At 70.1% G+C, this 26,843-nt stretch carries 25 protein-coding genes and 1 tRNA gene; 3 read left to right on the top strand and 23 right to left on the bottom strand.

The annotated features are described in order from the left end of the window. Positions 1–40: 40 nt before the first annotated feature. Genes Q4A20_RS02240 through Q4A20_RS02230 form a run of 3 tightly spaced genes read right to left on the bottom strand, consistent with a single transcriptional unit; the run spans position 41 to position 3,207 of the window. Complete coding sequence (locus Q4A20_RS02240; RefSeq protein WP_303119742.1) at positions 41–1,870, bottom strand: hypothetical protein; 1,830 nt, start codon at positions 1,868–1,870, stop codon at positions 41–43. 15 nt (positions 1,871–1,885) lie between these two features. Beyond that, positions 1,886–2,410 (bottom strand): hypothetical protein, encoded by a 525-nt coding sequence (locus tag Q4A20_RS02235; protein ID WP_303119740.1) that lies wholly within the window; start codon positions 2,408–2,410, stop codon positions 1,886–1,888. Then, positions 2,407–3,207 carry a DUF2637 domain-containing protein gene (locus Q4A20_RS02230; RefSeq protein WP_303119737.1) on the bottom strand — a complete coding sequence of 267 codons (801 nt, stop codon included), beginning with the start codon at positions 3,205–3,207 and terminating at the stop codon, positions 2,407–2,409. The genes Q4A20_RS02235 and Q4A20_RS02230 overlap by 4 nt, the downstream gene beginning before the upstream one ends. A 972-nt stretch (positions 3,208–4,179) precedes the next feature. Here Q4A20_RS02230 and Q4A20_RS02225 point away from each other — a divergent pair. Together Q4A20_RS02225 and mobF are read left to right on the top strand one after the other, a co-directional pair. Continuing rightward, positions 4,180–4,692 carry a hypothetical protein gene (locus tag Q4A20_RS02225; RefSeq protein WP_303119734.1) on the top strand — a complete coding sequence of 171 codons (513 nt, stop codon included), beginning with the start codon at positions 4,180–4,182 and terminating at the stop codon, positions 4,690–4,692. Beyond that, positions 4,689–8,462, top strand: a complete 3,774-nt coding sequence (mobF, locus tag Q4A20_RS02220; protein ID WP_303119731.1) for a MobF family relaxase — start codon at positions 4,689–4,691, stop codon at positions 8,460–8,462. Before Q4A20_RS02225 ends, mobF begins: the two co-directional genes overlap by 4 nt. Before the next feature lie 55 nt (positions 8,463–8,517). On the opposite strand, the gene Q4A20_RS02215 is transcribed toward mobF, so the two are convergent. From Q4A20_RS02215 to Q4A20_RS02145, 15 genes are all read right to left on the bottom strand, one after another. Then, entirely contained in the window at positions 8,518–9,078 is a 561-nt protein-coding gene (locus Q4A20_RS02215; protein ID WP_303119729.1) for a hypothetical protein, read from the bottom strand. Positions 9,079–9,107: 29 nt separating this feature from the next. Continuing rightward, positions 9,108–9,599 (bottom strand): hypothetical protein, encoded by a 492-nt coding sequence (locus Q4A20_RS02210; RefSeq protein ID WP_303119726.1) that lies wholly within the window; start codon positions 9,597–9,599, stop codon positions 9,108–9,110. After that, positions 9,592–10,014: a hypothetical protein gene (locus tag Q4A20_RS02205; protein ID WP_303119723.1), complete on the bottom strand. Its 423-nt coding sequence runs from the start codon at positions 10,012–10,014 to the stop codon at positions 9,592–9,594. Before Q4A20_RS02205 ends, Q4A20_RS02210 begins: the two co-directional genes overlap by 8 nt. A 3-nt stretch (positions 10,015–10,017) precedes the next feature. Next, a complete protein-coding gene (locus Q4A20_RS02200) occupies positions 10,018–10,317 on the bottom strand; it encodes a glutaredoxin family protein (RefSeq protein WP_303119856.1) in 300 nt (99 codons plus the stop codon). Positions 10,318–10,322: 5 nt separating this feature from the next. Further along, positions 10,323–12,113 carry a type IV secretory system conjugative DNA transfer family protein gene (locus tag Q4A20_RS02195; RefSeq protein WP_303119720.1) on the bottom strand — a complete coding sequence of 597 codons (1,791 nt, stop codon included), beginning with the start codon at positions 12,111–12,113 and terminating at the stop codon, positions 10,323–10,325. Continuing rightward, on the bottom strand, positions 12,110–13,603 hold the full coding sequence (locus Q4A20_RS02190; RefSeq protein WP_303119717.1) for an ATP-binding protein: 1,494 nt from the start codon (positions 13,601–13,603) through the stop codon (positions 12,110–12,112). Before Q4A20_RS02190 ends, Q4A20_RS02195 begins: the two co-directional genes overlap by 4 nt. Positions 13,604–13,611: 8 nt before the next feature. Further along, positions 13,612–15,075: an SCO6880 family protein gene (locus Q4A20_RS02185; protein WP_303119714.1), complete on the bottom strand. Its 1,464-nt coding sequence runs from the start codon at positions 15,073–15,075 to the stop codon at positions 13,612–13,614. Continuing rightward, the gene (locus Q4A20_RS02180) at positions 15,075–15,410 is read right to left on the bottom strand and encodes a hypothetical protein (protein WP_303119711.1); all 336 of its coding nucleotides are present in this window, start codon (positions 15,408–15,410) and stop codon (positions 15,075–15,077) included. Before Q4A20_RS02180 ends, Q4A20_RS02185 begins: the two co-directional genes overlap by 1 nt. An 85-nt stretch (positions 15,411–15,495) precedes the next feature. Then, positions 15,496–15,765 (bottom strand): hypothetical protein, encoded by a 270-nt coding sequence (locus tag Q4A20_RS02175; protein WP_303119709.1) that lies wholly within the window; start codon positions 15,763–15,765, stop codon positions 15,496–15,498. After that, a complete protein-coding gene (locus Q4A20_RS02170; RefSeq protein WP_303119707.1) occupies positions 15,765–17,447 on the bottom strand; it encodes a hypothetical protein in 1,683 nt (560 codons plus the stop codon). Before Q4A20_RS02170 ends, Q4A20_RS02175 begins: the two co-directional genes overlap by 1 nt. A gap of 89 nt (positions 17,448–17,536) precedes the next feature. After that, positions 17,537–18,331, bottom strand: coding sequence for a hypothetical protein (locus Q4A20_RS02165; RefSeq protein ID WP_303119705.1), 795 nt, complete (start codon positions 18,329–18,331; stop codon positions 17,537–17,539). Positions 18,332–18,373: 42 nt separating this feature from the next. Next, positions 18,374–19,381, bottom strand: a complete 1,008-nt coding sequence (locus Q4A20_RS02160; protein ID WP_303119702.1) for a C40 family peptidase — start codon at positions 19,379–19,381, stop codon at positions 18,374–18,376. Further along, on the bottom strand, positions 19,378–20,556 hold the full coding sequence (locus Q4A20_RS02155) for a hypothetical protein (protein ID WP_303119699.1): 1,179 nt from the start codon (positions 20,554–20,556) through the stop codon (positions 19,378–19,380). Before Q4A20_RS02155 ends, Q4A20_RS02160 begins: the two co-directional genes overlap by 4 nt. Before the next feature lie 355 nt (positions 20,557–20,911). Further along, positions 20,912–21,889 carry a hypothetical protein gene (locus tag Q4A20_RS02150; protein ID WP_303119697.1) on the bottom strand — a complete coding sequence of 326 codons (978 nt, stop codon included), beginning with the start codon at positions 21,887–21,889 and terminating at the stop codon, positions 20,912–20,914. Positions 21,890–21,974: 85 nt separating this feature from the next. Then, a complete protein-coding gene (locus tag Q4A20_RS02145; protein WP_303119694.1) occupies positions 21,975–22,370 on the bottom strand; it encodes a hypothetical protein in 396 nt (131 codons plus the stop codon). A gap of 217 nt (positions 22,371–22,587) precedes the next feature. On the opposite strand from Q4A20_RS02145, the gene Q4A20_RS02140 reads away from it, so the two are divergent. Beyond that, positions 22,588–23,433 carry a hypothetical protein gene (locus Q4A20_RS02140; RefSeq protein ID WP_303119693.1) on the top strand — a complete coding sequence of 282 codons (846 nt, stop codon included), beginning with the start codon at positions 22,588–22,590 and terminating at the stop codon, positions 23,431–23,433. A gap of 5 nt (positions 23,434–23,438) precedes the next feature. On the opposite strand, the gene Q4A20_RS02135 is transcribed toward Q4A20_RS02140, so the two are convergent. The 5 genes from Q4A20_RS02135 to Q4A20_RS02115 all read right to left on the bottom strand — a co-directional run bounded on the left by Q4A20_RS02135 (position 23,439) and on the right by Q4A20_RS02115 (position 26,731). Beyond that, positions 23,439–23,846, bottom strand: a complete 408-nt coding sequence (locus Q4A20_RS02135; RefSeq protein ID WP_303119691.1) for a hypothetical protein — start codon at positions 23,844–23,846, stop codon at positions 23,439–23,441. 359 nt (positions 23,847–24,205) lie between these two features. Beyond that, a complete protein-coding gene (locus Q4A20_RS02130) occupies positions 24,206–24,487 on the bottom strand; it encodes a helix-turn-helix domain-containing protein (protein ID WP_303119688.1) in 282 nt (93 codons plus the stop codon). Positions 24,488–24,858: 371 nt separating this feature from the next. After that, positions 24,859–24,931, bottom strand: a tRNA-Arg gene (locus Q4A20_RS02125). A gap of 76 nt (positions 24,932–25,007) precedes the next feature. Then, positions 25,008–26,315 (bottom strand): Nramp family divalent metal transporter, encoded by a 1,308-nt coding sequence (locus Q4A20_RS02120; RefSeq protein ID WP_303119853.1) that lies wholly within the window; start codon positions 26,313–26,315, stop codon positions 25,008–25,010. A 278-nt stretch (positions 26,316–26,593) separates the two neighbouring features. After that, positions 26,594–26,731 (bottom strand): hypothetical protein, encoded by a 138-nt coding sequence (locus Q4A20_RS02115; RefSeq protein WP_303119686.1) that lies wholly within the window; start codon positions 26,729–26,731, stop codon positions 26,594–26,596. Between the last annotated feature and the right edge of the window lie 112 nt (positions 26,732–26,843).

Raw genomic sequence — 26,843 nt, 5'->3', positions numbered from 1 at the left:
ACCGTGGTGGGGCCGGCCCTCTTGTCGTTGTTCGACGGCGTTAGGAGATTGACGGCTGCTGCAGGCTCCGGGTCGGTGACACATCGTGGGACCACGCTCCGACCGCCGGCACGCTGCTAGGCACCGTGCGCTCGGCCGGCCGGGCGGCCTGCTCGCGGGTCTCACGCAAGGCGGCCACATTCGCCATTACCTCACGATCCGCCGCGGACGGCCCCATAGCCAGTGCTTTCGCTTCGGTCATTTGCATGACTTGCCCGCTGGGTGTTGAGACCTCGGCGCGGTCCTGCCCCAGCGGGCGGATCAGCCGGCCCTCGCCCGGACGACCGACCACCACTACCGGCATCCCCTCCACCGCCGCGACATGAGCGTCAGGCGCCGCTGACGCGATCCGCGCCGTCTGCGCGTCAATATCCTCCCGCTGATCAGAGTAACCCCGCCGCGTACCCTCAAAGTTGTTCAGCTGACTCAACGTGATCGCCTGACCGATGTGCTGCGCACTCTCCACGGACACGTCCCGGGCTCGCACCTCACCATCCACCGTCAACGTCACCTCGTTGGGGCTGCCGACCTTAACCGTCGCCTCCCAGCCAATGGCGTCATACCGCACGACCTCACCCGCAGCATCGATGCGCAGCTGGCCCATCATCGGCGTCCGAAGCTGCTCAAGATCCTCCGGCATGGGCACACCAACAATCGTGTCCGGATCCAAAGACGGCCTACTAAGCGAGTCGTCAAACGAGCGGCACGCCGCTTCCGCGGCCGCCCGGACCTCCTCACTGACCTCGACCACCCCAGGCAGCCGGTACATGCACTCTCCGAACCGCATGCCCTCATGATCGAAGTCCCTCACCCGCTCCAGTGGAACCGTGGTGCCGTCCTGCCTGACCTGATCCAGCCGGTCCGGCAACCCGAACCCCACACTTTCGTACTCGGTCGAGTAAGCATCCTTGCCCAGACCGATCCGGTCAGCATCCTGCGCGTCCCAGGCCATCACCGCAGGCCCCCGATCCGTACGCCACGCACGCACCAGCTGGCCCCCGGCGGCCTCCACCCACGTGCGCACAGGCTCCTGCCTATCGCGCCGTGGCTCGTGCCGGTAGTCGCCCAGCGCCTCGTACGCCTCGGACACCACCTGAGTCAGCCGGTCAGCCATCTGCTGGCCTCGTTCAGCTCCGACCCCGAGCACGTCTCCGACCTCACGTGGCTCGATTTGCCGCCCTTCGGAGCGCTTGAAGGTGTCGCCCCATTCGTCGTACGCGCGAATCTGCACCTCGTCGGCACCGTGGGCGGAGAAGCTCACCGACCGTCCGGTTTCGGGATAGTGGACGTCCAGCCAGACCCGTTCACCGCCGAGCCACCGGCTCCACCGCCACTCCAGGCGATCACCATCCTGCTCGAGATCCGACGCTGCCCTGTCCATCAGGTTCTGCCCCAACGCACCGCGATTGTGTCGCTCCTCATGTAGACGAGGGTCATAGACCAGCCATCTCGGGTCCCTCGCGCCCGTATCCCGCCGATACTGCTCGAAGTCGGCGTATGCCCCCTCGACGGCGTCGCTCATCACCCTGGTGATCTGCTGGCCCCGCTCCGCCGTGACCCCGAGCAGGTCCGGCACCTCACCCACGCTCACCGCGCGCCTGAAGTTACCCTCCCAGATCTCGGTTCCGTCATCGCTGCTCTCAAAGGTGACCCTTCGATTGGTGACCGCACTGCTCGCAGCAAGCCAGATGCCCTTGCGGCTGTGCCCCCAGATCCACTCAAGACCGTCACCGTCCCTCTGAAGGTCCAGCACCGCCTGGCCCAGACGCTCGCGGTATGGCTCGTCTCCCATGTTCCACGGTGCCTCCTTCAACCCCGTGTACTCACTCATGATCGATCCTCCTGTTCAGTCCTGGAGGGCCCGGCGGGCCCTCACCCTGACCCACGGTCGCGGTGACCACCACGACCGAGCTCCTGTAGCCGCCCGTCGCGCGACGGCGCGAGGCCAGCGCCACGCAGCCGCTACAGTGCCGCGCGCCGTCTCGCGCGCCTGCGCGACGGCACCGAGCAGCGCCAAGTCGCGCGCGTCCCGGTCCCGCATCTCCTCATACCGCTGCGGTCCCCACGGACGATCCGCTGCCACCGTCGTGCCGTCGGCGTGGATCCGCACCCACCGGCCATCGACGCCCACATCGACGACACGTCCATGGCTGGCGGCTAGCCCAACCAGTGCGTCGACCAGCCGGTCGGCCAGCACCACGTCGACCACCGCCGCCTCCAACGCGTCAGTGATTACCCACCACCCGCCTTCCCGGTCAGATCCGTCCCAGTTGTGCTGGGTGGCCGTATAGACGGGGGTCGGCTCCACCGCCGGCACCGGCCTCCTCCGCCTGCCACGCAGTAGGTGCTTGTGCTTCACGTGCGTCGTCATGCCCGCTTCCTCTCCTGTTCAGTGTTTTGCGTTGCCAGGCGTAGGCGCGGGCCGTCGGCGTTGTGGTGCTTGCGCAGCGCGGCCAGCCGCCGGCGTCCGGTGGACGCCGAGCAGCCCAGCAGCTCAGCCACCATCGCCCCGGTCACCGTGGCCCCGGCCTCCTCCTGGGCACGTACCCACTCCTCCAAGTCGACCCCGGCCTCCTCCTCGCGGGCCGCCGGCACCGGCTCGTCGCGGTCACCGGCGGGCAACTGTGCCGGTTCAGCGGCATCTGGCGTGGGGGCACTGGGGACGGCTTGATTCACCGTCTCCTCCTGGTGGGCGGTCAGCGTCCCCGCGACCTCGACGGCGCCAACATCCGCGCCATCTCCCTCGCCGGCGGTGTCGGTGGGCTTCTCCAGAAGCAGGACCGTCAGGTGCGTCATCGCCAGCAGCACCACGGGGGCGACCGCGGCGGCCGCGGCGCCGGCGATGCCGTGGCCGGTGGCCACGGCATGCACACCGTTCGACCCCACCGAGACCACGGCGCCGCCAGCCAGCAGCGTCCACGCGTACCACACCGCCCGGCTGCGCAGCTGCGACAACCTGACCACAGCCAGCGTGGCCTCAATGATCAGCCCGTCGATCAACAGCGGCCAGATCCACGCCAGCCCGTCCGGCATACCCACCCGCACCGCGAGATCCCGCAACGCCGTGAAGCTCAGTACGAATCCGCCGAGCCCCAGCGCCGCGGTCCCGGCCACCGCAAGACGGCCGGCCATGCGCCCCATGCGGCCACCACCCATACCCACTCCCATCCAGTTGCCTGTCCTGTCACTCCTGTCCACGACCGTCAGGACCACCCCGGCCGGTCGCCTGCAGCCCCCTGCCCACCTGTGGACGCCGCCGGCTTACGCCGGGGCCGGCGGCGACGCACAGGATGGACAGCGGGACCCGCCCGGGGCCGATGGACAGCCCAGCGCCGCCGCGGGCTCCGCCCACTACGCGGCGGCGCGGCCTGCCCACAGCCCCTCACCCGGCACGTGATCGGCGCCATTGGGGCTGCTGAGCGCCTGCACACAGGCCGCACGTCACCAACGGCTCGCAGGTGGTCACGGTCGCGCTTGCGCGGCCTGTGCACAGCCTCCCCGCCGTCACGCGCCCAGTCACCTGGCGTAGGCCGGTCGCTTCCCGTAAACGGGGTTGTGGATACGGGCAGCGTGCAGCCCCCTGCCCACATGTGGACGGCCCGGCGAACGGAGGGGCCGGCCCGCCCACATGATGGACAGCGGGACCCAAGGGCCCGGGGGTGTGGACGCCTCGCGCGCGGCCCTGTCTGCGCCAGCGGGCCGCGATGCGCGACTCGCCCACACCCCACTAGTCAATCCGTGCTCGCCTTCCCAGCCGGCCGCTCACGCGGTGGCCACTAAATCCTCGGGCCCACCAGCCGGTACTGATCACCTCCCGTCTCGGCTTCTACCCGAGTCGGCTACCAGCCCACTACCCAAACCCGCCCAGTCACCACGCACCACCAACCGCAGCCAACCAGCGCCCACACGCAGGCAACCCCGGCGCCCGATCAACGCCCGCCCAAGCGCTACGAAGGACTCTTCCCGGACCCTTACGAGCCAGAGAAGAGATAAATCAAGGCACATCTGGCACTGCGCAACGAAAATGCCGAAGTGTCGGGGTCTGCGTGGTCCGCCCGGTAATGGACAGGAGTGACAAGACCGGCGCCAACGAAAGACCTGATAGTGACTCAGATCACATGCGTGCAGTGTGGGCGGACCATGACCGCCTCCCGCCGCAGCAAGCGCTTCTGCTCTCCCGAGTGCCGACGACAGTGGGGCCAGCAGCACCAGTGTGAGTGCGTCGGCTGCGGCAACCTGTTCGTGCCCCGTAGCCCGGTGCAGCGGTACTGCTCCGCGGGCTGCCGTGAGCGATCAGGCAGGCGTCGCCGCTACGCCGCCGCGCGCGAGGCCGAGGGCGGCCAGGTGCGCACCTACCGGCGACCGGACGCGCGCACCACCGCCGTGACGACTGCGCGGTGCCCGGTGTGCACGCGCACCTTCACGCCCGCGCGCACCAGCCAGGTGTACTGCTCGCCCGAGTGCCGGCGTGCGCGCGCCAACGCCGCGCGCACGCGCGCCGCGTCTCTGACCCCGACTGCGCGCGCATGCGAGGCGATCGCCCGCCTGCACGTGCCCGATGGTGACGGCCGGTGCGCCGAGTGCGCGCACCCCTGGCCGTGCGAGACCCGCCGCCTCGCCGACATGACCACTGACAGTGAGGAGTGTGTGTGATCACGGTCAAGCGCCTGTACGACGTCGGCTCCGGCGGCATCGTCGACTACCTGATCGACTCCGTCGCTGACGGTGGCCCCGCCGTGCACGCCCACTACGAGGGCACCGTCTACTACACGCGGGCGGGCACGCCGGCTGGCCGGTGGCTGGGTTCCGGCCTGGCCGGCCTCGCCGACGGCGAGGGCCTGGAGGCGGGCTCCATCGTGAGCGCCGATCAGCTGCGCGCGCTCATTGAGGCCGGTGAGGACCCGGTGACCGGTCAGCCGCTCGGTCGGCGCTTCGCCGCACCTGTCAACGCCGCCGCCAGGGTGCGCGCGCTCGTACGCGCCCTGCCCGCCGACCTGAGCGAGGCCGAGCGCGCCGCGCGCACTGCGCAGATCGAGCGCGAGGTCGCGCGCACGACCCGCTCGCGCGCCGTGCACGGCCTGGACTTCACTTTCGCGCCGCCAAAGTCGGTGTCGACCGTGTGGGCGCTCGGTGACGCAGGCGTGCGCGAGCAGGTCGAGGCCGCGCACCGGGAGGCGATCAGCCACGTGATCAGCGTGATGGAGGCGCACTCCATCCGCACCCGCATCGGCAACGGGGGAGTGGTACAGACCGAGACCCGCGGCATCGTCGCCGCCGCCTTCGATCACTGGGACTCCCGCGCCGGCGACCCGCACCTGCACACGCACCTCGTGGTCGCCAACCGAGTGCAGGGCCCGGACGGCAAGTGGCGCACCCTGGACTCACACGGCGCGCTGCTGCCCGCCCAGGTCGCCCTGTCCGAGGCCTACGACAACTACCTGATGGACAGCGTGAGCGCGAGGCTCGGCGCCGAATGGTCGGTGCGATCCATCTCCCGCACCGGGCACGAGCACTGGGAGATCGACGGAGTCACCGACCGCCTCCTGCACCTGTTCAGCCGGCGACACACTGACATCGAGGCGGCCCGCGAGCAGGTCGACGGCCCCGGCCACTGGGACGCCGACGCCAAAGCGTGGCGTACCACCCGCCAGGCCAAGCAGCACCGGTCCCTGGCCGACCTGACCAGCCAGTGGCGGCAGCAGGCCGCAACGGTCACCGGCGGCGTCGACCCGCTGCGCGGCGTGCTCGGCCGGCCCCTGCCCGCTCCGGGCACACTCGCCGGCGCCCCCGGCACCCGCACCCACCCCATGCGCGCCGCCGACCTGACCGCCGACGACGTCGGCCAGCTGGCCACCCACGTCATCCAGAAGCTTCAGCGATCGCGGCCGTCGTGGACCATGTGGAATGTGCGCGCCGAGGCGCAGCGCACCTGCCGGCGCCTGCGCATGGAGAGCCCCGCCCAGCGCGACCAGGTCACCGAGGCCGTCGCCACGGCGGCCATCGGCATGAGCGTACGCGTCGACCACGCCCAGCGCGCTCACACCCCCGCCCGATACCGCCGTGCCGACGGCAGCAGCCGGTTCATCCCCGAGCACTCCGAGATCTACACCGCCCAGGCCCTCATCGACGCCGAGGACGCCCTGATACGCATGGCCGACGACGCCACCGGCCCGCGCCTGCCCGACCTGGACACCAGCCGCCCGGTAGCCGGCCGCCGCCAGCTGACCCAGGACCAGGCTGACGCCGTCCGGTCCGTGGCCACCAGCGGCCGGCGCCTGGACGTCATGGTCGGGCCCGCCGGCGCAGGCAAGACCACCGCGCTGCGAGCCCTGACCGATCAGTGGCAGCAGCACGGTGGCAGGGTCACCGCCCTGGCCCCCTCCTCGGCGGCCGCCGAAGTCCTCGCCGAATCCCTCGGCACGCACGCAGAGAACACGGCGATGTGGCTCACGCTCCGCAAGGCCGACGCCGACCGGCAGGCCACCATCCAGGCACTCAAGGAAGCCGATGACCGGCTCGCCTCCGGTGCCCGGGCCAGGCAGGTGCGCCGTGACCTCCAGGCCGTCGACCCCGACCCCTTCACCGGCCTGCCGGCACTCGCCCGCAGGCCCGCCCTCCAGGCGGCAATCCGCTCCCGCATCGCCTCCCTCCAGGCCGTCCCCGACCGGGCGCCCCTGGCGCAGGGCGACCTGGTCATCATCGACGAGGCCTCCATGGCCGCGACCCTCCCGCTTCATGAGATCGCCGCCCAGGCCGACGCCGTAGGCGCGAAGCTCCTGACGGTCGGGGACCCCGGCCAGCTCGCAGCCGTCGAGGCCGGCGGCGCGTTCGGCATGCTCGTCGACCACCGCTCGGATGTGCCCACCCTGGCTACCATCCACCGGTTCGCCGACCAGTGGCAGGGGCCGGCGTCGCTAGCACTGCGCGCCGGCGATCACCGCGCGATCACCACCTACGCCGACGCCGGCGCGATCACCTCCGGCAGACTGGACCAGGTGGTCGACCAGGTGCACGCGGCATGGCGTGCCGAGACCGCCGCCGGCCGCACCTCCCTGATGATCGCCTCCACCAACGAGCTCGCCGCCGAGCTTGCCGGCAGAGCCCGCGCCGACCTGGTCGCCGACGGCACCGTGCGTGGCCGCGAGGTCGGCCTGGCCGACGGCAACCACGCCTCAGCCGGCGACACGGTCGTCACCCGCCTCAACGCCCGCCACCTGCGCTCCGGCGACCACTGGGCCCACAACGGCGCTACCTGGCACGTCGTGGCCGCCGCAGCCGACGGCGCCCTCCTGGTCACCCCCACCGCCGACCCGGCCGCCGAGGCGATACACATGCCCGCCCAATACGTCCGCGAGCAGGTCGAGCTCGCCTACGCCACCACGATCCACCGGGCACAGGGCCGCACCGTCGACGACGCCCACCTCGTGGTCGACCCCTCCTCCGGGATCGGCCGGGAGGGCCTGTACGTCGGCCTCACTCGTGGCAGGCACCGCAACATCGCCCACGTGGTCACCGACCCCGAAGACCTCACCGACGACCTACTGACCAGCCAGCAGCCGGCCAGTGCCGATAAGATCCTCGCCGCTGTCCTCGACCGGTCCTCCGCCCCGCTCACCGCACGTCGGGCCGCAGACAATGCCGCCGAGCAGGCCGAGTCGATCGCGCAGCTCGCCAACGAGTACACCACCATCGCAGCAGGGGACGCCGCATGGGGGTGGGAGGGCGCGCTGGAGGCCATCCTGCCCGCCCAGGCCGACGCACTCATGGCCGACCAGTGGGCCGACGCGCTCACCCGGGAACTCGACCTGGCCGCCCGGGCCGGCGTCGACGTACGCACCGTCCTGCCCTCACTCGCCCAGCGGAGCCCGCTCGACCCAGCTCATCCTGCCGCCGACCTGACCCGGCGCGTCCGGCAGGTCCGCACCCGGGCAGAGCACGGGCGCCGGCGCCTGATCGTCGGTCTCATCCCCGCCGCCCCGCCGGCCACCGACCTCGACGTGGCCCGGGCCCTGGCTGAGCGCGAGCAGCTCATCACCGCCAGGGCCGGCAAAGTCCTCAACCAGGCCATGGCCGCCGGCGAGACCTGGACCGCCAGTCTCGGCAGGCCGCCGGCCGACCCGCAGGCCAGGGCCCGGTGGCTGCAGGCCGCCCGCACCGTTGCCGCCTACCGCGACCGATGGCAGGTCACCAGCCCGAAGCCCGCCCCCGGGCAGGAATATGAGCTGGAAGCCATGGAAGACCCGCTCGGTGTGCGCACCGCGTCGACCAACCGCGTCCAGGCGGACGACCGCCGGCGCGCCGCCTACGCCCTGCGACAGGCCCAGACGATCGCCGCCGGCCGTGGCCTGCCGGCTCCGTCGATTGGTGCTACCGACCAAGATCGTCGGCCCCGCCCAGAGCGGGCCCCCGAACCCGACCTGTAAACCACACCAGCCCGAACAATAGTGTTCGGGCTGGTGTGGTTTTCGTCGACGAAACCTATGGGCGGGGGCCGAGGTCGCGCGACGCCTCCAGTAGCTCCGTGAGGTCGGCCGGAAGTGGCCGGTCCGTGGGCCGGCCGGCACCAGTGGCGTCCACGACCTCCAGCCCTGCCGTCACGGTGCGGAAGGCGTTGCCGGCTTGGATGCGCGCCCACGGAAGGAGCCACAGCTCCACGTCCCTGGCGTCGTCCGCCACCAGCACGCGCGCGCCGGCGTCGACCACCGCCCGGCCCGCCAGGGCGACAAGTAGGCCGCCGGTTACCGCGGCCGTGCCGCCCGCCAGAACCGTGTGCGAGCCGGGGCCGGCTGCCACGCGGCCGCCCGGCGCCACGCGCTTACGCCCCCAAGAGGTCACGGCCGGCCCGCCAGACACCAGGACCTCCGCCTCACCGTCCGTGGCCACGCCGGCGGCGCCGTTAGCCGGCGGACCTGGAGGCGGGGGGCAGCGCAGGCAGGCGCCGTGCCTCATCGTCTCCTCGGTGCGGCGGCGGCGCAGGCGCTCATCGGGCAGCCACGCCAGCTCCAGCACCTCTGTGTGTCCGCAAGGCCAGGCGATCACGGCTCGGGAGTAGTCGGGGGAGTGGTCGATCAGGCGTCCGCCGCCCGGTTGGCCGCCTCCTGCACCTGCTGACGGTAGGCGGCCAGTGCCCGGTCCTGACATGCCTGCCACGTGTCTGAGTCCTTCCCGGCCTCCGCCATGTCGGTCGCCCAGCTCGGGGGCGTCAGTGGTGCGTGATGCGTATCGGTGCACGCGCATGCTGCGAACAGCGTCCGCAGCTCCTCGCGCACGTATGTCAGATTATGGTGCCAGCCGATCAGCGCCTCGCCGACCTGCGCCGGGTGCGTCGCTATCAGATACGACCGGTGCAGCGCATCCAGCAGCCGTACCGCCCCCTCATGCTGCTCCCAGCAGCGGGGAATGCTCCCGACACCCTTGTGGCCATAGGCGACGACCAGCTTTGCGACCCAGATCCGCAGCTCTCCCAGCGTCTCAAGCCGCTCATCGGGCGTCATCACCCACCAGTCGACTGTAGGTGCGAACGGCGCCTCAGCATCCAGTGCTGAACTGCTTTCACTCATCGCCTGCTCCTCCCATCGTGGCCTTGAGTTGCCGAACGATTGTGCGGGTCACCGCCGCCCGGTGGCCCTTGGCGATCAGCCGCTGCCACGCAGGAGAGGCGTCGATCACCCGGTGCAGGGCCTCGTGGCAGGGCCGGCACATCGCCATCAGCTCCTCATGACGCTCATGGCCCAGCCTCCTGTAGGACAGGTGGTGCAGGTCCCCGGCATCCGCTCTCCAGGGCCGTGAGCACAGCGCACACCACACGCCCCCGGCGCGGGCGGTCTCCTCCCGCACCCACTCCCTGCGCCTCGCCCTCCACGCCGGGGACGCCATCCACGCCGCATACCGTGCCCCGGCGGCCGTCCGGCTCCTCGTGCGCAGCGGCCTGACCCGCTGCCGCAACCCACCGGTGCTCCTGGTGCTCGCAGTCATCGTTCACATCCCCGGGCTCATCGCGAACTCGCGCGTAGGTGTAGCGGCCGGCCGGGACCGGCCGCCGACATCAGGGGGCAGCGCACCGATCCGATCCTTACGGAACCCGGCCCACGCGTCACGATCCGTCGTCACGATCGGCAGGCTGCGCTCACCCAGGCGCCCAGCGATCTCCTGTGCCTTGCGTGCAGCCGCCGGATCGACGCTGATATCCCGCCACGCGAAGTCCACTCCCCGCGCCGTCAGAGCCCGCTTCGTGGCAAAACAGGCCCCACATCCGGGCCGCCCGTACACGACAACCATCTTGTTCACTCCTCACTCTCATTGACGGTTGCGCCTCTAAACGCCATTCGCGCCGGCGCCTGCTCGGTCACCGACTGCCTGCCGCCCCGCCGGCGCGCCCTGGACTCCAGGTCCCGGCCCTCCACGATTACCGCCGGCGCAGACCCCTTGAGCAACAAGGCCGTGCCCTTGGGCAGCTCGCGCAGTTGCGCCCCGGTCATGATCCTCTCCTCGGCCTCCGCCCACGACGTGGAGGTGCCCCACGCGCTGTGCCCGGTGGACACGGTGCGCCGGCGCACGTCCCGCTCACCGACCGCGGCCGTGATCTCAGCCAGCGTCTCACTCCTGGTCGCCCCGCCCAGGATCAGCTTGGAGGTCGCCGAGTCGAAGAGCGCGTCCGCCGCGTCCTTGCCCAGCCGGACGGCCGCCTGCGCGCGGGACTGCTCCACGATCACCGTGGTCACATTCGAGCCGCCGCCGGCGCTCATCATCGTGCCCAGGCTCGGCAGCACCGCAATATTGTTGATCTCATCCAGCAGCAAACCCAGGGGTGGCGTAAGCCGGTTGCCCGCCGACTTGTTGGCCATGGCCATGGCCGCCGCGTACACGTCCTCAATCAGAGCCGCGACCAGTGGCGCGCTGGTGGCGGCGGCATCGCCGACGATGTACAAGGTGCCGCGCCGGCGGACGAAGTCCGCGATATCAAGCTGCTCGCCCGGGGCCGGGGAGATCGCCTCCCGGACCGCAGGGTCCATCAGCGGCTCGGATATGCATGTGCGAACCGTCGCCCAGATGTTCGCCACCGTGCGGTCATCCCCAGTCATCGCACTGGCCAGCTGGTCGGCCCAGCCCGGGGCCGCCTGTGGGTGGCCGGCCAAGATCGACACTGCCTCCTGCGCCAGGCCCGGACGGCTCGCCCACCTGGCCAGCGCATCCACATCCACCTCACCCAGAGCGGCCGCATGCAGCAGCGGCGCGATCACCATACGTGCGTTGCCACCCCAGAACTCATCGTTACCGGTGCCCCTGGTACCGCCGTTGGCCGCCAGGGCCCGCGCCCGCCGCATCGCCGTCTCAGTATCCTCGCATCCCCGCCACAGCGACCAGCGGATCGACGCCCGACGCAGCACGTCGCCGGCCTGGCCGACCGCATCGATGCCGGCCGGCGCGAACACCGCCACCGGCCCCACCTGGGCACGGTCCAGCACGGTACCCAGCGCGGTCTCGGCCCTCACCGACGTGGTGACCACCGCGCCCGGGTACTCCACCACCATTGGGTCGACGAAGTATCGGCCCTTGCCGGCCCGCGACGGGGCCGAGATCACCACGGAGTCCTCGATCGGGATCCACACCCACACCCCGCGCGCCATTCCGACGCGCATGCCCAGATCCTTCGCCCGGGGCCTGGCCAAGTCCGGGCGCAGCCACCTCATCCGCTCCACCGCGCGGGCCGACAGGTGCCGGCGCACCTGAGCGGCGGTAGCCATGCCGGCCTGACGGCGCGGGTCCACCTGACGGCGCTGCCGCCGCCCGCCCCACCGGGACGAGGCCCACAACACCACCGCTATCACTGCGACAAGCTCCGCCGCCCAGCAGGCCCAGAACAGCCAGGAGGGCATCCCCGCAGCCTGCCACGCCTCGGCCGGGACCTGGCCGGTCAGTACCCGCACCAGCCCGGTCGGTGCCGACGCCTGCACCGTGCATACGCCGAGCGTGCATGCCGCCCCGGCGGCCAGCCGGGCGGTCGCCCCGAGACCAACGCCCGTGCCGATCAGTCCCAGCAGCAGGTACGTGCTCGCATCCTGGTCACCTCTCATGCTCCTGCTCCCATCCCGGCGTCGGTATCGGTCACCTGCGCCTCCCACCTGGTGCGCTGATGCCCCACCAGGAAAGTCCTCTTGCCGACCATCCACAGGCCCGACCCGACGCTCAGGTGACTGACCGCCCGCACGGCTGCCTCGCTCATCCCCAGGGTCCGGCGGGCCGCCTCCAACTGGTCCGACTCCTGCCTATACACCACTCGAGTGGACGTGTCGGCCAGGAGTCCCTCAGCGACCGCGCGCTCCCTCGACCCCGCAGCGCCCACCGCGTCCAGGTCGGACAGGCGGTGGATCACGATCACGTTCGCCGTCCCCCACGCCCGGGTGAGCTTGAACTGATCGCGCATGCGGTCCAGCAGGCCCGGCAGCGGCATCAACCGATGGGCCTCCTCATAGATCATGTACCGCTGGCCCAGGTCCGCCCCCCGCAGCGCCGACTCCATCCACGAGCCAGTGCAGGTCATCAGCAGCGGCAGGGCCTCCGACCCCTGCGGGATATTGCGCAGGTCCACGCTCATCATCGGCGCCTCGGGCTGGAAGCGCACCGTGGAGGGGCCGTCGAACATGCCGGCCAGGTCCCCGGTGCGCGTGATCCGTTGCAGTGCCAGACCGGCGGCCCTGCCCATGGCCGCCAGCTGCTCACTGGTGGCCGCCCCGAGTGGCAGGCCCGTGGTCAGCGACGGGGCCAGTAGCTCCTCCACCACAGTGGGGACCAGCGGCACACCACCCCGCTTCACGGTCGCGTCGATCGCCGTGTCCAGAGCCGTGTGATCGTCCTGGTCCAGTGGCCGGCCCAGCAGCGCCGAGGTGAGCGCGCCCAGCAGGCTGTGACGCTGCCGCTGCACCGTCCTGGCCCACAGCTCATCGGTAACGACCTTGCCGTCCAGGTCACGCTCGGGCCGCCGGCCCTCATCCAGGGGGTTCAGCTTCGCCCCGTCCGCGCCGCCGATACTGATAACGGCACCGCCGGCCGCCTTGACCACCGGCGTCCACTCACCCTTCACGTCCCCGGGCACAAAGGTCTTCCGGCCGAACGCCGCTGACCGCAGTGCCAGGCACTTCATCAGCGAGGACTTGCCCGAGCCGATCGCCCCGGACACGGTGATGTTCGGATTCGAAATGATCCGCCGTGCATACAGTTCGAACGGGTCGAAGCAGAACGCCGTCCGCGACAGCTTGTCCCAGCCGATATACGCGCCGGCCGAGCCCAGGCCCTCCTCAGCCACGAACGGGTACTGCGTGCGCAGCACACGGGTCGTGGCCCGCTCCGCCCGGGCGTGGGCCGGAACCAGGGCCCGGCCCATCCTGGGCCCCGCCTCGCCTTCCGGGGGAAGGTAGTCGCCGGCCCAGATCGCCTTCTGTGCCGCCTTCAGCTGTCGGTCACGCTCGCGCTGCTCACGGCGGATCTCCGCGGCGCGGTGCCGTTCGGCCCGGGCCGCCTCCCGCACCTGCGCGCGCGTACGCTCGCCCGTAACCAGTGTTGCCACTCTCCGGCTCATCGCATCCCCAACCCCAGCGGCAGAGCCGCTGCGTCAAACAGCTCGTCCTGCTGCGCGTACAGCGTCCTCGGTGTGCACTTGGCCCTGCGGATCGCCGACCGCACGTCCTCCACCGCCCGGTCCAGGGCCTCCCTGTCCGGCGCCGAAACGGCGATCAGCGCCACGTGGTCCATGTCGCTGTGCCCGTCATCCAGGTCCGCCAGGTGCCGCTCGGCCTGGGCGCGCTCGCGCCGGTGGATGATCGTGTCCCGCCGCCCGATCTTGCGCCGATCCTCGCGGGCCTCCGCCTCGCGGGCGTCGTCGTGCTGGGCGTCCTTCACCGCCCTTGCCGTCTCGATCGGCCTGTAGATCAGGGACATCGACAGCTTGACACCCGGGACCAGCACCAGCGGGTGCAGGAATCCCGGGACAACCTTTAGCCTCGGCCACCGGCCGATCTGGAGGACCTGATGCCACCCGGTGTCGGTGTGCATCGACGCCCAGCCGTTATCCACCGCCATCGCGCCCGCGTCCGGGAGGTCCCCAGCTTCTTCCGGGTGCTGCTGTAGACGTACCGCCAGCCCGGGGTCATAGGCAGTGCGGATCACCACCGCCAGCTCCGACGGGGTGATCCACCCGCGTGACGTCAATCCAGCCGCGGGAAGGTGGTCTTCCAGCAGCCGCATCCGTTGCCTGAGCACCGCAGCGCCGCCGCGCAGGCCGCCGCCGTAGGACTTGACCGCGCCACTGACCGCATCCAGGTCCAGCGTGATCGTGATCGTGGACTCGTGCTGCTCGGTCGCCGTCGTGCTGCGCCTTAGCAGTGCCTCGTAGTTGCGGCGCACCGTCGAGGCCTGCGGTGCCTTGTCCTGCCACTGGTCCCAGTGGGACTGCACGCCGACGCCGCCGTCGGCCATGGAGCGCTGCTGCACCTGGATCCGGCACACCCCGTCGGCCTGCCCGAGGCTAGCCAGCAGGTCCGCGTAGCCTGCCGCCATCTCATCCTGTTTGTCCGCGTCCGACATCATGAATTGGCCGTGCGTGACCTTGCATGTGGCCGTCAGCGTGTGCTTGTGGGGGTCATGGATGAACGCCGTGGAGTCCCGCTCGTCGAGGAACAGCCTTAGTCGTGCCCGGGAGCCGGCAAGTGCGAGCGTGCCAGCGGGGCGTGTGCGCCACACCGGCCGGCGCCACTGGTGCTGCCCCGACAACCGCCGGTACACATAGGACACCCCGACGGGCATCCAGTCCACCAGCTTGCCGCCGGCACCCATCGGTACCAGGCCCAGCACCAGCAGCAGTACCCACACCGGCGCCGTAACCACCAGCCCCCGCAGGCCCCCGGCAATCGGCATTGAGAACACCGCGATCACCGCGCCTGCCAGCACGCACACCAGCGCCGGCCCGGACAGGCCCAGCACCACTCCGCGCGAGGACCGGCGTGGGAAGATCTCTCCGCGGGATACCGCTGCGCTGCTCATCAGATCCCCGAGCCGGCCTGGGCGCCCCAGCGGATCAGCGCGGACGCTCCGCCGACCACGAATGCGGCGATGATCGACACCGCCACCGCGCCCTTGCCGATCTGCGTCGCCCGGCCGTGGTCCCAGAAGTTCCCGCCGGCCCACACCAGACCGCCGATCGCGGCGACCGCGACCAGGCAAACGATGCCGACCGCGACCGTCGACCCCACCAGATCCGTCAACACATCCATGAACGGCAAGAAAGTCCAGTTCGGCGAAATAGCGGGGTCGTAACCCGTCCCCGCCGGAACCGCTGCCCACACCGCGTTTCGAAACCTTGCCATGGCCATCTCCATTTCGTGAGTGAGAGGCGGGCACCGTGCCTGCCTCCTGTCACTCCTGTCCACGACCAGACCGACCACAGCGGTCAGGCCACGGAGGTCAGGCGACGGCGTCCACGATCCAGCCGATCAGGCTTGGCAGCGCCGCGACGCAGAACGCGGCGGCGATACTGACCACGACGCCGGCCTTGCCGGCTTGTGACAGGCGCCGGCTGCTAACCCGGCCGCCGGCCCACGCCAGGCCCGACAGGGCCAGCCCTGCCACGCAGCACAGCAGCGCAGCAGCCTGCAGCCCGCTGGCCAGATCGAGCAGGTCGACCAATTGCTCCCACAGCTCCACGTCCGGAACCACCACGCGCGCGGCGCGCATCAGGCCTCCTCCCAGGCTGAAGACGTTTCCTCGTCATCGAAGGGGTCCGGCCCGTAGTAGTCCGGAGCCGGCTGTGCCCCCGAATCTCCGCTGTCGTCACCCCAGTCGTTCACACCGGGGTCATAGCCCGCGTTGTAGTACTCCGCAGCGTCTGGCCCGGCCTCGCCGGGTGGGGGAGTGGCGCTGTTACCGGCGCGCTCCGCTTCCCGCGTCAGCCCGCCATCGTCTCCGCCGCCGTCGCCGTCTGTTGGGGTACTGCTGGACGCAGCTTCGGCGACCTTTCCTCCAGCCCCCGACGACGTGCCCGAGGATTCAGTGGTAGAGGCTGCCTCCTGCCCGGCAGCGGCCTCACCACCCGCCGCCTCACCGGCAGCCGTTCCGGATCCACTGACCCCGGCGCCGGCGGCAGCGCCGGCCGCTGCGGCGGCGGCCGCGACCGTCTTGATCGTGTCGCCCACGGTCTGACCACCTTCCTCCATGCCGTCCTGCGTATCCCGATGCATGCCCGCGACAGCGGCCTCGCCGGCGAAGTTGAAGAACGTGAAGCAGGCGAACGGAACGAAGAGCGCCAGCAGGAACATGCCGCCGGCCATGATGATCTGCCCCACCAGCGCACCCAGCGTGTCCGGGGAATCCAGATTCCCCAACGCGCTGATCGACAGGCCCAGGATCAGCACAACGCCGATCGGGGCGACCAGGATCGCGGCGATCCATCCCAGGATAGTCCGTGGCCAGCTCCTCGTCGGCTCGGCCGCCAGCCCAGACCACGCCAACGGGGACACCGCGACCACGCCGTGCAGCATGATGTTGCGCACCACCATGATCACCATCAGCGAGCACGCGAACAGCAGCGTGAAGAAACACATGAAGCAGAATGCGATCAGCATGAACGAGATCCCCATCGCTGACCCGGCGGCCGCGCCAGTGGGCGACGCCTCCGCCAGCGCAGTGAAGGTGTCTGAGGACCAGATGTCCACCAGCTTTTGCGACAACACCTCCGTATCCAGCTCCAAATAATTGATGAACGCGGTCTTCACGCCATCGATCCCGTTGGCGATCACCGCGACCACCGGCAAGGTCACCATTGACGCGGCGGTGCCGAACAGGGCGCCTCCCATCGCCCGTCGCAGCCCGGCCAGGCCGCGCATCTGGAGACTGGTGATCATGATCTGATACAAGGCGAACAGCACCGTTATTGGTATCGCGAATGCCAGCACGCGGCCACTCCAGGTGTACATGAAGTCCGCATCCAGGTTCGGGGCATTCACCGTGAATATCAGGGCCAGTGTCATTGACATGATCCAGGCGACCGCCTTGCCCAGCGTCGCCGCGACCCATATCGCGGCCTGCTCCAGTGCCTCCTGTACCCATCCCGCTGCGGCGTTATTCACCGCCGAGGCGACAGTACCGACAGGGTCGGTGACCACCTTCAGCGCGTCCCCCGTCTTCTGCCCGAGCTGGTGGAGCTTACTGCCGATCCACGAGCCGACCTGGCCGGCCCTCTCCTTCGTCCAGTCCCACGCGTCGCCGAGGATGTCAGCCGGCGCCACCGCCGCCTGCACACCCCCCGCCGCCGGCACCGCCTGCCCGGCGACCACCGACGCAGTCACGGGCGCGGCGGTCGCCTGCGGTGCCAGCACACCCATGGACACGACCACCGCGACGATCAGCCCCAGCAGCACCCGCCACACCGCTGGCCCAGGCCACGGACTGCCCCTCATCGTTGTTATGTCGGTTGCGTCAGTAATGTTGGTTATGTTGGTTGTGGTTGTCACTGTGCCTCACTCCCCAGTACTCCGACCAGCTCGCACAGCCCGTCGTTCACCGCCGGGTCGCAGCGCACGATCATCACCGTCGCCGTGGTCTGTGTGCGCGTCCACCCGGCCACATCACCGACCGCCTCCACGGTCGTGGTCACCTTCGCCAGCGTCGTCAGCGCGTACAGGGTGTCCCGGTGACTGATCACGTCCAGGTACACCTGATTGCCGCCGGCGGCGCGCAGCGTGGAGTTGTCAGTCGCCTCCACCGCCAGCACGTCGATCGTGTCCACCTCCCGGGCAGCGATCCGGTAGGACAGCTCATCAGGATCCAGCGAATCCGACACCGACTGCCGCATCACCCTGTGCACCTCCGCGCCCATCGGCCCGTCCTCACCTGTCATCCCGGCCAGCCACTCATCAGTGATCCGCTGCTTCTCCGCCAATGCGTCATCCGGCTGATAGCTGGAGTAGTCGTAGCCGGCCGCAGCCTGCACGCTGGCTGCAAACACCTCCGGATCGGACGTTTCAGCGAATGGTGAGTCGCCCAGGCGCGGCAGGCCGGCGCCGAAGTCCACGCCGGTCGAGCTCGTCACGTTTGCGGAGTTCCCCGGGGCCGCCGACACCGTTGGTGCCGCCGACGCGGGGGCCGGCACGGCCGTCGCCGACGTCGTCCCGCCCACACTGCTCGGGTCGGGCAGCCGGTCCGTCGAGGCCCCCAGCGCCAGCCCGGCCACCAGCACCACCACCAGTCCGGCCACCAGCAGGCCAGCGGCTTTGGCCGGGTGATCCTTCAACCAATCAGTCATGTTCCTCACACTCCTATGTAGAGTCCAAACATCTATTAATAGTCACGACTCGATCACGCGGATGTAGCGAGGTGTGCCGTAAACGGGGATGCGCACCACGCCCTCCGCTGGTGACTGCGCGCCCACCAGCTCCCCGCCACCGAGGTATATGGCGACGTGCCCGGGCCACCACATCACGTCCCCGGGTAGCGCCTCCGCCGCCGACACCTCCCTGCCGGCGGACTTCTGCGCCTCGGACCAGTGCGGAAGCTCGATACCGATCTGCCGATACGCCCCCTGCACCAGGCCCGAGCAATCCCAGCTATCGGGCCCCTCCGCACCCCACACGTACACATCCCCGATCTGCTGAAGCGCAAAGGTGACCACGGCATTGCGCTTCTCGTCCAAGCCCGCCGGCACGCCGCCCGTGCTGGTGCCGGCTGTGCAGGACACGTTCGACAGTGCCGACACCAGCGTGTCGGCGACCGGCTCCCACCGGTCATAGGCGTCCGGGTACGCCGACCGCTGGACGGTCTGCGCTGCCCGGCCCGGTGCCATACCCTGCCAGCCGCCCACGCTCATGAGCCGCTCATAAAAGATGGCCGCGGATGTCGCCGGAGTCATCAGGTCCGCGATCTCGCCCCAGCCCATCGACGGCCGCTGCTGAAACAGGCCGATACTGTCGTAGTTGGAGCCCTCCCCGTCATTGGGCAGGCTCAGGGACTCCGGGACCGCAGGGTTCGCCAGGTTCCGCAGCGTCGTCTCCTGCAGCGCGGTCATCAGGGCAATCACCTGCCCCGCCTGGCCTGCGCCCGCCTCGTTGCCGGCCGCGATGATGGCCGCCGCATTCTCCAGCTGCGTGGCGCCCAGCGTGATGGTGGCCCCCGAGGCCGTGGTGGCCTCCAGCGAGGTCGTATCGCCCAGGTTCACCGAGCAAACCGCAGCCGCTGCCTGCTCGCCCTGGTGATGGCCGAACATCAACACCGCCAGGATCCCGACACCCGCCACCGGGGTCAGCAGCACCGCAACCACCACCAAAACCACCAGCGATGCCTTCGCGCCTCCGCTCATCGCGCATCACCCCCACTCGCGCCGTCGGCCGGTCCTGTCACTCCTGTCCACGACCCGGCGGACCACGACCGCCTCCAGTACCGCCTAGACCGGCCCGCCAACTCAGCCGCCACCCGGGCCGCCTTGGCCTGCGCCGGCCCCACGCCCCCAAGACGCTCCCGCTCGGCCGCCACCGCCCGGGCGCGTGCCCGCCGCGCAGCCTCCAACCGGGCCCGCTCGGCCAGCACACGCTCATGCTCACGCCGCCGCACCTGCGACGGCGCCGGCAGAGGCTCGCCCGCCTCATCCAGCCACGCCATCAGCCGATACGCCAGCCACCGGGCCGGCTCACGCACACCCCGCGCCCCGCTATGCGGCCACGCCGACCCATCAGGCCTCCGATCCACCGCCCCTACCAAATCCGACAGACCCCAGCCGGCATCCCAGAATGGCCGGATCACGCGCATCACGTACCGGTCCGAGCAGCCCCGCAGCACCACCAGCCGATCCTGCACACGACGCGCCAGGGCGAGCACCGCCTCCTCCCCGGCTCTCGTAGCGCGAGCCGACCACCACGCAGGCCGCCGATCTGCTGGCAGGTGCGCCGGCTGCTCGGGCGGCCGCGGAGCGGGCGCCCCCAAGAAGGCAGCGCCGCGCAGCGGCACCACATCCCCTCCACGATCCGAGCCTCGCGCGCGCGTGCGGGGGCTAACCATCCCTGACAACGGGTAGGGGTGACACCTAGATCCACAACCCAACCGATCCACCAGCCGGCGCGGCACGCACAGCGACCTCACCGCCGCCTCATTCCGCCGCACCAGCTCCACCCCGCCGTGCCCGTCCTCGACACGCACGCGTGGCGCCCAGCGCGCAGACCGCCCCCCGGCTACCAGCCCCAACAGCCCCCACGCCTCAAATCGGCGCAGCCACCGCTGCACCGTCCGCACACTCACCACCACGCCAACCTCGGCCGCGCCGGCCGCCACCTGCGCATTCGTCACCCGCGTCGTTCGTGACCGGCCGTCGACCCACGCCACCAGGGCACGCGCCACCGCCCGGCCGGTCGCCTGGTGATCCGCGCGCAGTCCCTCAGCCTCCATGACCCGAGCTACAGCATCCAGCCACACGCTCACCCGGCCCGCCAGCACCGACCCCTCCGGCACGCTGCCAGCCACCAGCAGCCTGGACCGCTCCACCGCCACACTCGGCCGCCGCCACTTCCGCACCCGGCAGTCAGCCACCCAGCCATCGCCATCAGATCCGGCCGGCCGGGGCTCGTGGCCACGCCCCTTACCCGTCCGTGCGGTGCCGGCCACCGCCGGCGGCATCGCTGCGGGGGCACCATCGCCGCCCGCCAACATTGACGCCTGTACAGGGGTTCCCAGACTGTCCTGCAACTGCTAGCCTTACTGCCGTTGGGGTGCAAGCCCCCCCCAGGCCCCCAGCCGAGTCTGCGAAAACTATGGGCTGGGTGCCGTATCTTCTAGGTCGCCTCACCACCCTCCCGGTGGTGAGGCGATCGGCCGTTTACGGGGTGGCCGACGACCCCGGTCACGCAACCCGGGGCATCACCGCCTCCGCAGCCAGCGCCAGCGCCAGCTCCAGCTGCAACCCACCCGGCACCACCGCTGGCCCCTCGCTCTCAGTCGTCACCGGGTCCACGGCGTCCGCGGGCACCGCATGCACGCCGGCCGCGACGCGCGCCACCCAGACCCGCTGCAGATCGGACCAGCCGCCGCCGGCCACATCCGCCCGGCCTGACCGCAGCGCCAGCACCAGCGACGAATCCACCCCTGCCCGCTTCGACCCCACCACCAGGGCCATCCACGCTCCCGCCGCTGCTTCATCCACGCCCAGCCGGCCAAGCTCGCCGGCCCGGGCGTCTTCACGGGCCCGTGTGTGCCTAGCCCGCGCCGGCTCCGACACTGCCAGCTCCGCGACTCTCACCGTCCCGTCAGCCGCCACCCGTGCGGGCACGCCCGCACCCACCAGGACCTCAACCAGCAGCCCCAGCACCGGCCCCACCTCCACGGCCTCCGGCGTCCCGTCGCCGGCCGGAACAATCCGCTCCGCCCGCTCCACCGCGCGGTCATCCGCGTCCTCCAACGCACCAACCACCACGCCGTCGGACGCGGCCCGCCGCGCCAGGCGGTGCGCATTAGTGTCGCCGGCCAGGCCGTGCAGCTCCTCCATCACTGCGGCGTCGCCCACAGCCCACACAGCGCGCCGCACCAACCAAGGCCACAACTCCTCATCCCCAGCCGCCTCAACCTCACCCGGCCGCAACATCAGCAAGTCCAGCACCTCCGCGCGCAGCATCAGCAGCACCTCATCCAGACCCCCGCACCGGCCCGCCAAAGCACCCGGCCTGCGCCGGCCCACCCGCCGCCGCAGCTCCACCGACACCGCCTCAGCCACCGCCGCACCCAGACCCGACTCCCAGCCACCAGGCGCACGCCGCACCTCAGCCAACGCGCGCCGCAAACCAGCACCCGACCGCACATCCACGTCACTGAAATCGCTGCTCACAACGGATCACCCACCGAATCACTAGGGAAGAGAGGAACAAGGGAAACAAGGACAAGACCCGACCGGGCGAGCTCACTGAACTGCACTAGCCAGACACGCCCACCACAGGCGCGTCGGCCAGCTCGACCACATAGACCACCTCGGCGCCCGGAGTGACCCAGTACCGATGCACCTGTCCGTCGCCGTCGGTGGCCTGGGCCCAGCGCAGACACCCATCCGACCCGCTCCAGGTCAGGCCCGGCACATCCAGGTCAATCTCCGCCCGCACGCGCCCATCGACGCCCCCGCACCGGTCAGCCTCAGCGCTCTCACCCGGCAGGGCCTGATCCACGATCCGGCCCGTCCTCAGCACCTCACCGGCCTCGACCCGATACGCCCACCCCGGCTCAAACTCCCCCGACACAGCGGCCGCCGGAGCAGCAGGCAACGGAACCGCCGCCAACACACCCACAGCAACACCGGCAGACAACGTCCTAAACATTCGAACCTCCTAGGAGAGCCGACCGAACCCGGGCATGTCGCGATCCGGTCTCGGTAACAATCAGGGACAGGTGGGAGGACACCACGCCGGGCGCCCTCCCACCCTGGCCCGCCGACGCACCACCGCCAGCAGGCCCGCAGGCCGAGGCAGTCAGACGCCCCGCACCTGCTGAGGACAGGCAGGACCGACCTACCGTCCCCAAGACAGGAGCACCACCGTGCGCTACGCAGCCACCAGCGGCGGAAAACTGATCAGCATCAACGAATACGCGGCTAGTCCCGACACGCCCCAGGCACTGACCTGCCCGGGCCAGGCGCCCGACGGCAGACCCTGCCGCGCCACCGCCTGGGCCAGGGCACTGAACTCCCCGTACGTCCGACCCCACTTCTTCGCCAAGGAACACATCACCGACTGCGACGAGGGAGAAGCCGCGGTGCGAGCCAGACAAGGCCACCGCGACGGATCCACAACCACCCGCACCCGCCATGAGGGGCCGACGCTGCTGCTCATCACGCCAAGCTCCACACCGGGCAAGGACACCAGGACGCCCACTACCCGCACCAAGGCCTCCGGGCGTCCCATGGCCACAGCCATCACAGGCCCCGCCAGCAGACGATCCGCCCCCACCGCGAGAACAGTCCCATTGGCCTCGCTGCTCGCCCGCGCCCTCAACGGCCGCCTCGACCCCGAAACAACCCTTGCGCTGCCCGACAAGACCAGAGGACCGGTCAGCCGACTCCTGATCCCCGCAAACACCCTCACCAAAGACCACAACGGCCTGCACGCGTGCTTCTACGGCCAAGTCACCGACTACGCCGAGAACACCGCAACACGCAGCGTCTTCCTGCACCTCAAGCCCCAGCCCGGCACCAGACCAAGAAACACCGCCGGCTTCATGATCCGTGAGGACCAAGCCCCCAGCGTCCAGGACAACCTCGACGCCAGCATCGGTGACCTCGTAGACCACCACGTCATCGTCATCGGCACCCTGCGCGTATCTGCCAACAGCGGCAGCCTCTACATCGTCCTCGACGACACCGACTCCATCGCCTACCAGCGCTGACCAGCTCACGACGCGCCCCTGACCAGGTCCACGGCGGCCGCATCATCCAGGCCCTCAACCCACCGGCCCCAGCCCGATCGAGCGGCCACCGGCCCGTCCTCGCCCGGCACCGACACCGTGACCCGCCGGCCCGACGGTGGCCGGACCTCCAGCTCGCACGAGCCACCCCACGCGTCAACCACCACCGGCAGCCCGGACAGGTCGACACCGGCCGCTCGGGCCAGGCCGGTCGTACGCTCACACACGCCCCGGCAGGCGTCCACGCGTGTGCGGTGACGCTCCCACGCCGCTGAAAAGTCCGTGACCAGACTCTCCATGGTGGACAAAACCCAGCGGCCAGGATCAGAGCCAACCCGCCAAGCGACCTCACCACCATCCAGCTCCCAATCAAGACCCCATCGCAGCTCAGTCACCTCCACACAAGCCACGCCCTCAGGCAGGCCCACAGGAACCAGACCATCAACCAACGCCCGCACAACCTCAGGCACCACGCCCGCATACATGCCAGCATCAGGCCCATCTACCCGCAGCCAACCAGCCGCGCCGGGCCCGCCGCTCGCCTCCCGAGCGCGGTCACACCCCGGCGCATGACCCCGGCACCGCCACACAGGCCACACCACCCCGGAGTCCACCCCGCCGGCGAACACGCGAGCCAGGCAACGACGCCCATCCGCGCCTGTACCTGGGCACCGCACCACCGACCTAGGCTCCGACATCGCCAGCCACTCACGCACCGACACCACGGCACCGTCAGCCATCACACCAACGCCCCTCACAGCAAAGCCCCCTGACCAGGCACAACACCCGACGAACCAACAGACGAACCCGACACCTCAGACCCCTCAGGCCCCATCACCTGAGGCTCCAGCAACGCCTCAACATCCCGCCGACGAAACAACAACCGCCCATTCGGCAACACCACCACCGGTATCTCGCCTGCGCGCGCCCAGTTCCGTAGTGTTCGTGCCGTCACGGACGGAAGTTGCAGGAACGCCGCCGCGTCACGCGGCGACATGTACTCCTGGTTCGAGGTGGTACCTGAAGTATCGGCCATGCCCGCATGTATATCTCTCGTATCGTGAGTGCGTCAAGCGCTCTTGTGTGACGAGAAGTTCAGTTGTAGCCTCTTGTGTATGGCTGAGACGGCTTTGAACAGTTCTGACCCTGGCTACACGGCGGATGAAGCGATCGGCTTCACCGTCAACGAAGGGCTCTTTGTGCGCCATGAGACTCGCCGTAGCCTTGCGCACCACCTCGGGATCACCGGTCCCGCCGTGGGCCGAAAGATCCGTGGTACGACAGCGTGGAGCGCGGAGGATCTGATCCGGACGGCAGAGTTCCTCGGTGTTGAGCCTGCCGATTTGTTGCCCCGCAGGATCGACGGAGCCCCCGCCGACTCGGGGTCGGGCGGGGGCTCGGGGCCGGTGCCCCGGACAGGATTCGAACCTGCGACCTTCTGCTCCGGAGGCAGACGCTCTATCCACTGAGCTACCGGGGCCTGAGGCGTGACTGTACCAGCGTTCGGCCGTTGGGTGGAAACCGTGGGGCTGTGCGTTCGACGACGTCGGGCCGTCTCACCCGTTGCCGTTCAGCGTGAGCACCACCAGCGCGACGTTTAGCACGATGATCAGTGCCGCTGCCGTGCGGGACGTCCAGCGCAGGACCACGCCGTCGCGCCACCGGCCCATGAGCTGCTCCGAGCCCGTGGCCCGCATGAGCGGCACGATCGCCAGCGGGATCCCGAAAGATAACACCACCTGGCTGAGCACGAGCGCCCAGGTCGGCTCCGCCCCAACGCCGATGATGATCAGCGCTGGCACCAGGGTGACGGCGCGGCGGGCCAGCAGGGGGACACGGATGTGCAGCAGGCCCGCCATGATCTCACTGCCGGCATAGGCCCCCACTGAGGTTGAGGCCAGGCCGGAGGCCAGTAGGCCAACCGCGAACACAACGCCGACGACGGGCCCCAGTGACGCCGTGATGGCGGCGTGCGCCCCTTCGATCGTGTCGGTGCCACTGACTCCGGACAGGGCGGAGGCGGCCAGTAGCAGCAGGGCGATGTTGACGGCGCCGGCCACTGCCAGTGCCCAGATGACGTCCACCCGGGTGGCGTGGATCAGCCTGCCGGTGCGCTCCTGGCCGGAGGGGGCGTCGTCGGGAGTCGCCATCGCGGTACCGTCGGCCGCCAGTCGCTGAGCATGGCCCTCGCCTATTTCGTCGTGGTGGTCGCGCACCAGTGAGGAGTGCAGGTAGATCGCGTGCGGCATGACGGTGGCGCCGAGCATGGAGGCTGCCACCAGCAGGCTGCCTGAGCCCTGCAGGCGGGGAAGGAGGCCGGCGAAGGTCTCGCCCCAGTCGGGCGGCGAGATGAAAAGCCCGCCTACGAAGCCGATGGTCACCACCACCAGGAGCGCGACCACGGCTCCCTCGAAGGTGCGCTGACTGCGTCGTTCTTGCAGTGCCAGCAGCAGCATGGAGACGGCGCCGATGATCACGCCACCGGTCAGCAGCGGGATGTTGAACAGTAGGTGCAGGGCGACGGCGCCGCCGATCACCTCGGCCAAGTCGGTGGCGGCGGCGACCAGTTCGGCCTGTGCCCAGTAGGCCAGGCGGGTGCCGCGGCCGAGTCGGTCGCCCAGTACCTGCGGCAGTGAGCGGCCGGTGACGATGCCGAGTTTGGCGCTCTGGTACTGGATGAGTACCGCCATGGCATTGGCCAGTACCAGCACCCACACGAGCGTGTAGCCGTAGCGGGCGCCGGCGGTGATGTTCGCCGCCACGTTGCCGGGGTCCACGTAGGCGACCGCGGCCACGAAGGCCGGGCCGAGCAGCGCCAGCAGCCGGTGCCGGGGCGGGCGCGGCCGGGGCCTGTGCTTACGCACGATGGCGTCGACGGCGTCGGGAGTGTTCCCGGGATCGGGCACGGTCGACCTCCTCACATAGTTTCGGGTGCCCGAAACTCTACTACTTTGCGGAGGAGTTCGCGTGCTGGGGCGCGGTGGAGGCGGGTTGACCTCGGTGCGCTTGGCCTACGTGAATCTTCACGTATATCTGCACGTGAGAGTTCACGTACGTCGGAGGTCGTCATGGAGGGACTTCGCCTGGCCGTGCTTCCACAACGCCGTGCTTCCACAACCCGGATCGGCTCGCGCGGCTCTCGCTACAGCAGCGGCTCGTCGTCGCCGAACTGGCAGCCGCCGACCGGCCACTGCCAGTCAAGGTGATTGCCGAGCGAGTGGGCGCGGAGCAGCGCAGCGTGGCCAAGTCGGTAAGTGATCTGGCGGACCAGGGCAGGCATGTTGAGGTATCAACTCCGTTCGCCCATCTGCTCGACCGGCGCAGAATCTACTGCGAGCTGGCCGAGCATTCCGGCTGGGCGCCACTCTTCTTTAGCTCTGCTGGGGCGGGTC

The organism is Actinomyces sp., assembly GCF_030530635.1.
Classification (GTDB): domain Bacteria; phylum Actinomycetota; class Actinomycetes; order Actinomycetales; family Actinomycetaceae; genus Actinomyces.
This window is presented reverse-complemented; position numbering and strand designations above follow the sequence as displayed.

What these genes read in the sequence shown, in the direction of transcription:
- Q4A20_RS02175 (WP_303119709.1), bottom strand. Translation starts at nt 15,765, where the DNA reads ATGCGCGCCGCGCGCGTGGTGGTTCCGGACGTGGAGCTGTGGGAGCAA.
- Q4A20_RS02165 (WP_303119705.1), bottom strand. Translation starts at nt 18,331, where the DNA reads ATGACTGATTGGTTGAAGGATCACCCGGCCAAAGCCGCTGGCCTGCTG.
- Q4A20_RS02200 (WP_303119856.1), bottom strand. Translation starts at nt 10,317, where the DNA reads ATGGTTGTCGTGTACGGGCGGCCCGGATGTGGGGCCTGTTTTGCCACG.
- Q4A20_RS02180 (WP_303119711.1), bottom strand. Translation starts at nt 15,410, where the DNA reads ATGGAGATGGCCATGGCAAGGTTTCGAAACGCGGTGTGGGCAGCGGTT.
- Q4A20_RS02160 (WP_303119702.1), bottom strand. Translation starts at nt 19,381, where the DNA reads ATGAGCGGAGGCGCGAAGGCATCGCTGGTGGTTTTGGTGGTGGTTGCG.
- Q4A20_RS02210 (WP_303119726.1), bottom strand. Translation starts at nt 9,599, where the DNA reads ATGAGTGAAAGCAGTTCAGCACTGGATGCTGAGGCGCCGTTCGCACCT.
- Q4A20_RS02130 (WP_303119688.1), bottom strand. Translation starts at nt 24,487, where the DNA reads ATGGCCGATACTTCAGGTACCACCTCGAACCAGGAGTACATGTCGCCG.
- Q4A20_RS02205 (WP_303119723.1), bottom strand. Translation starts at nt 10,014, where the DNA reads ATGACTGCGAGCACCAGGAGCACCGGTGGGTTGCGGCAGCGGGTCAGG.
- Q4A20_RS02115 (WP_303119686.1), bottom strand. Translation starts at nt 26,731, where the DNA reads ATGCCTGCCCTGGTCCGCCAGATCACTTACCGACTTGGCCACGCTGCG.
- Q4A20_RS02235 (WP_303119740.1), bottom strand. Translation starts at nt 2,410, where the DNA reads ATGACGACGCACGTGAAGCACAAGCACCTACTGCGTGGCAGGCGGAGG.
- Q4A20_RS02185 (WP_303119714.1), bottom strand. Translation starts at nt 15,075, where the DNA reads ATGAGCAGCGCAGCGGTATCCCGCGGAGAGATCTTCCCACGCCGGTCC.
- Q4A20_RS02225 (WP_303119734.1), top strand. Translation starts at nt 4,180, where the DNA reads ATGACCGCCTCCCGCCGCAGCAAGCGCTTCTGCTCTCCCGAGTGCCGA.
- Q4A20_RS02230 (WP_303119737.1), bottom strand. Translation starts at nt 3,207, where the DNA reads ATGGGAGTGGGTATGGGTGGTGGCCGCATGGGGCGCATGGCCGGCCGT.
- Q4A20_RS02195 (WP_303119720.1), bottom strand. Translation starts at nt 12,113, where the DNA reads ATGAGAGGTGACCAGGATGCGAGCACGTACCTGCTGCTGGGACTGATC.
- Q4A20_RS02240 (WP_303119742.1), bottom strand. Translation starts at nt 1,870, where the DNA reads ATGAGTGAGTACACGGGGTTGAAGGAGGCACCGTGGAACATGGGAGAC.
- Q4A20_RS02145 (WP_303119694.1), bottom strand. Translation starts at nt 22,370, where the DNA reads ATGTTTAGGACGTTGTCTGCCGGTGTTGCTGTGGGTGTGTTGGCGGCG.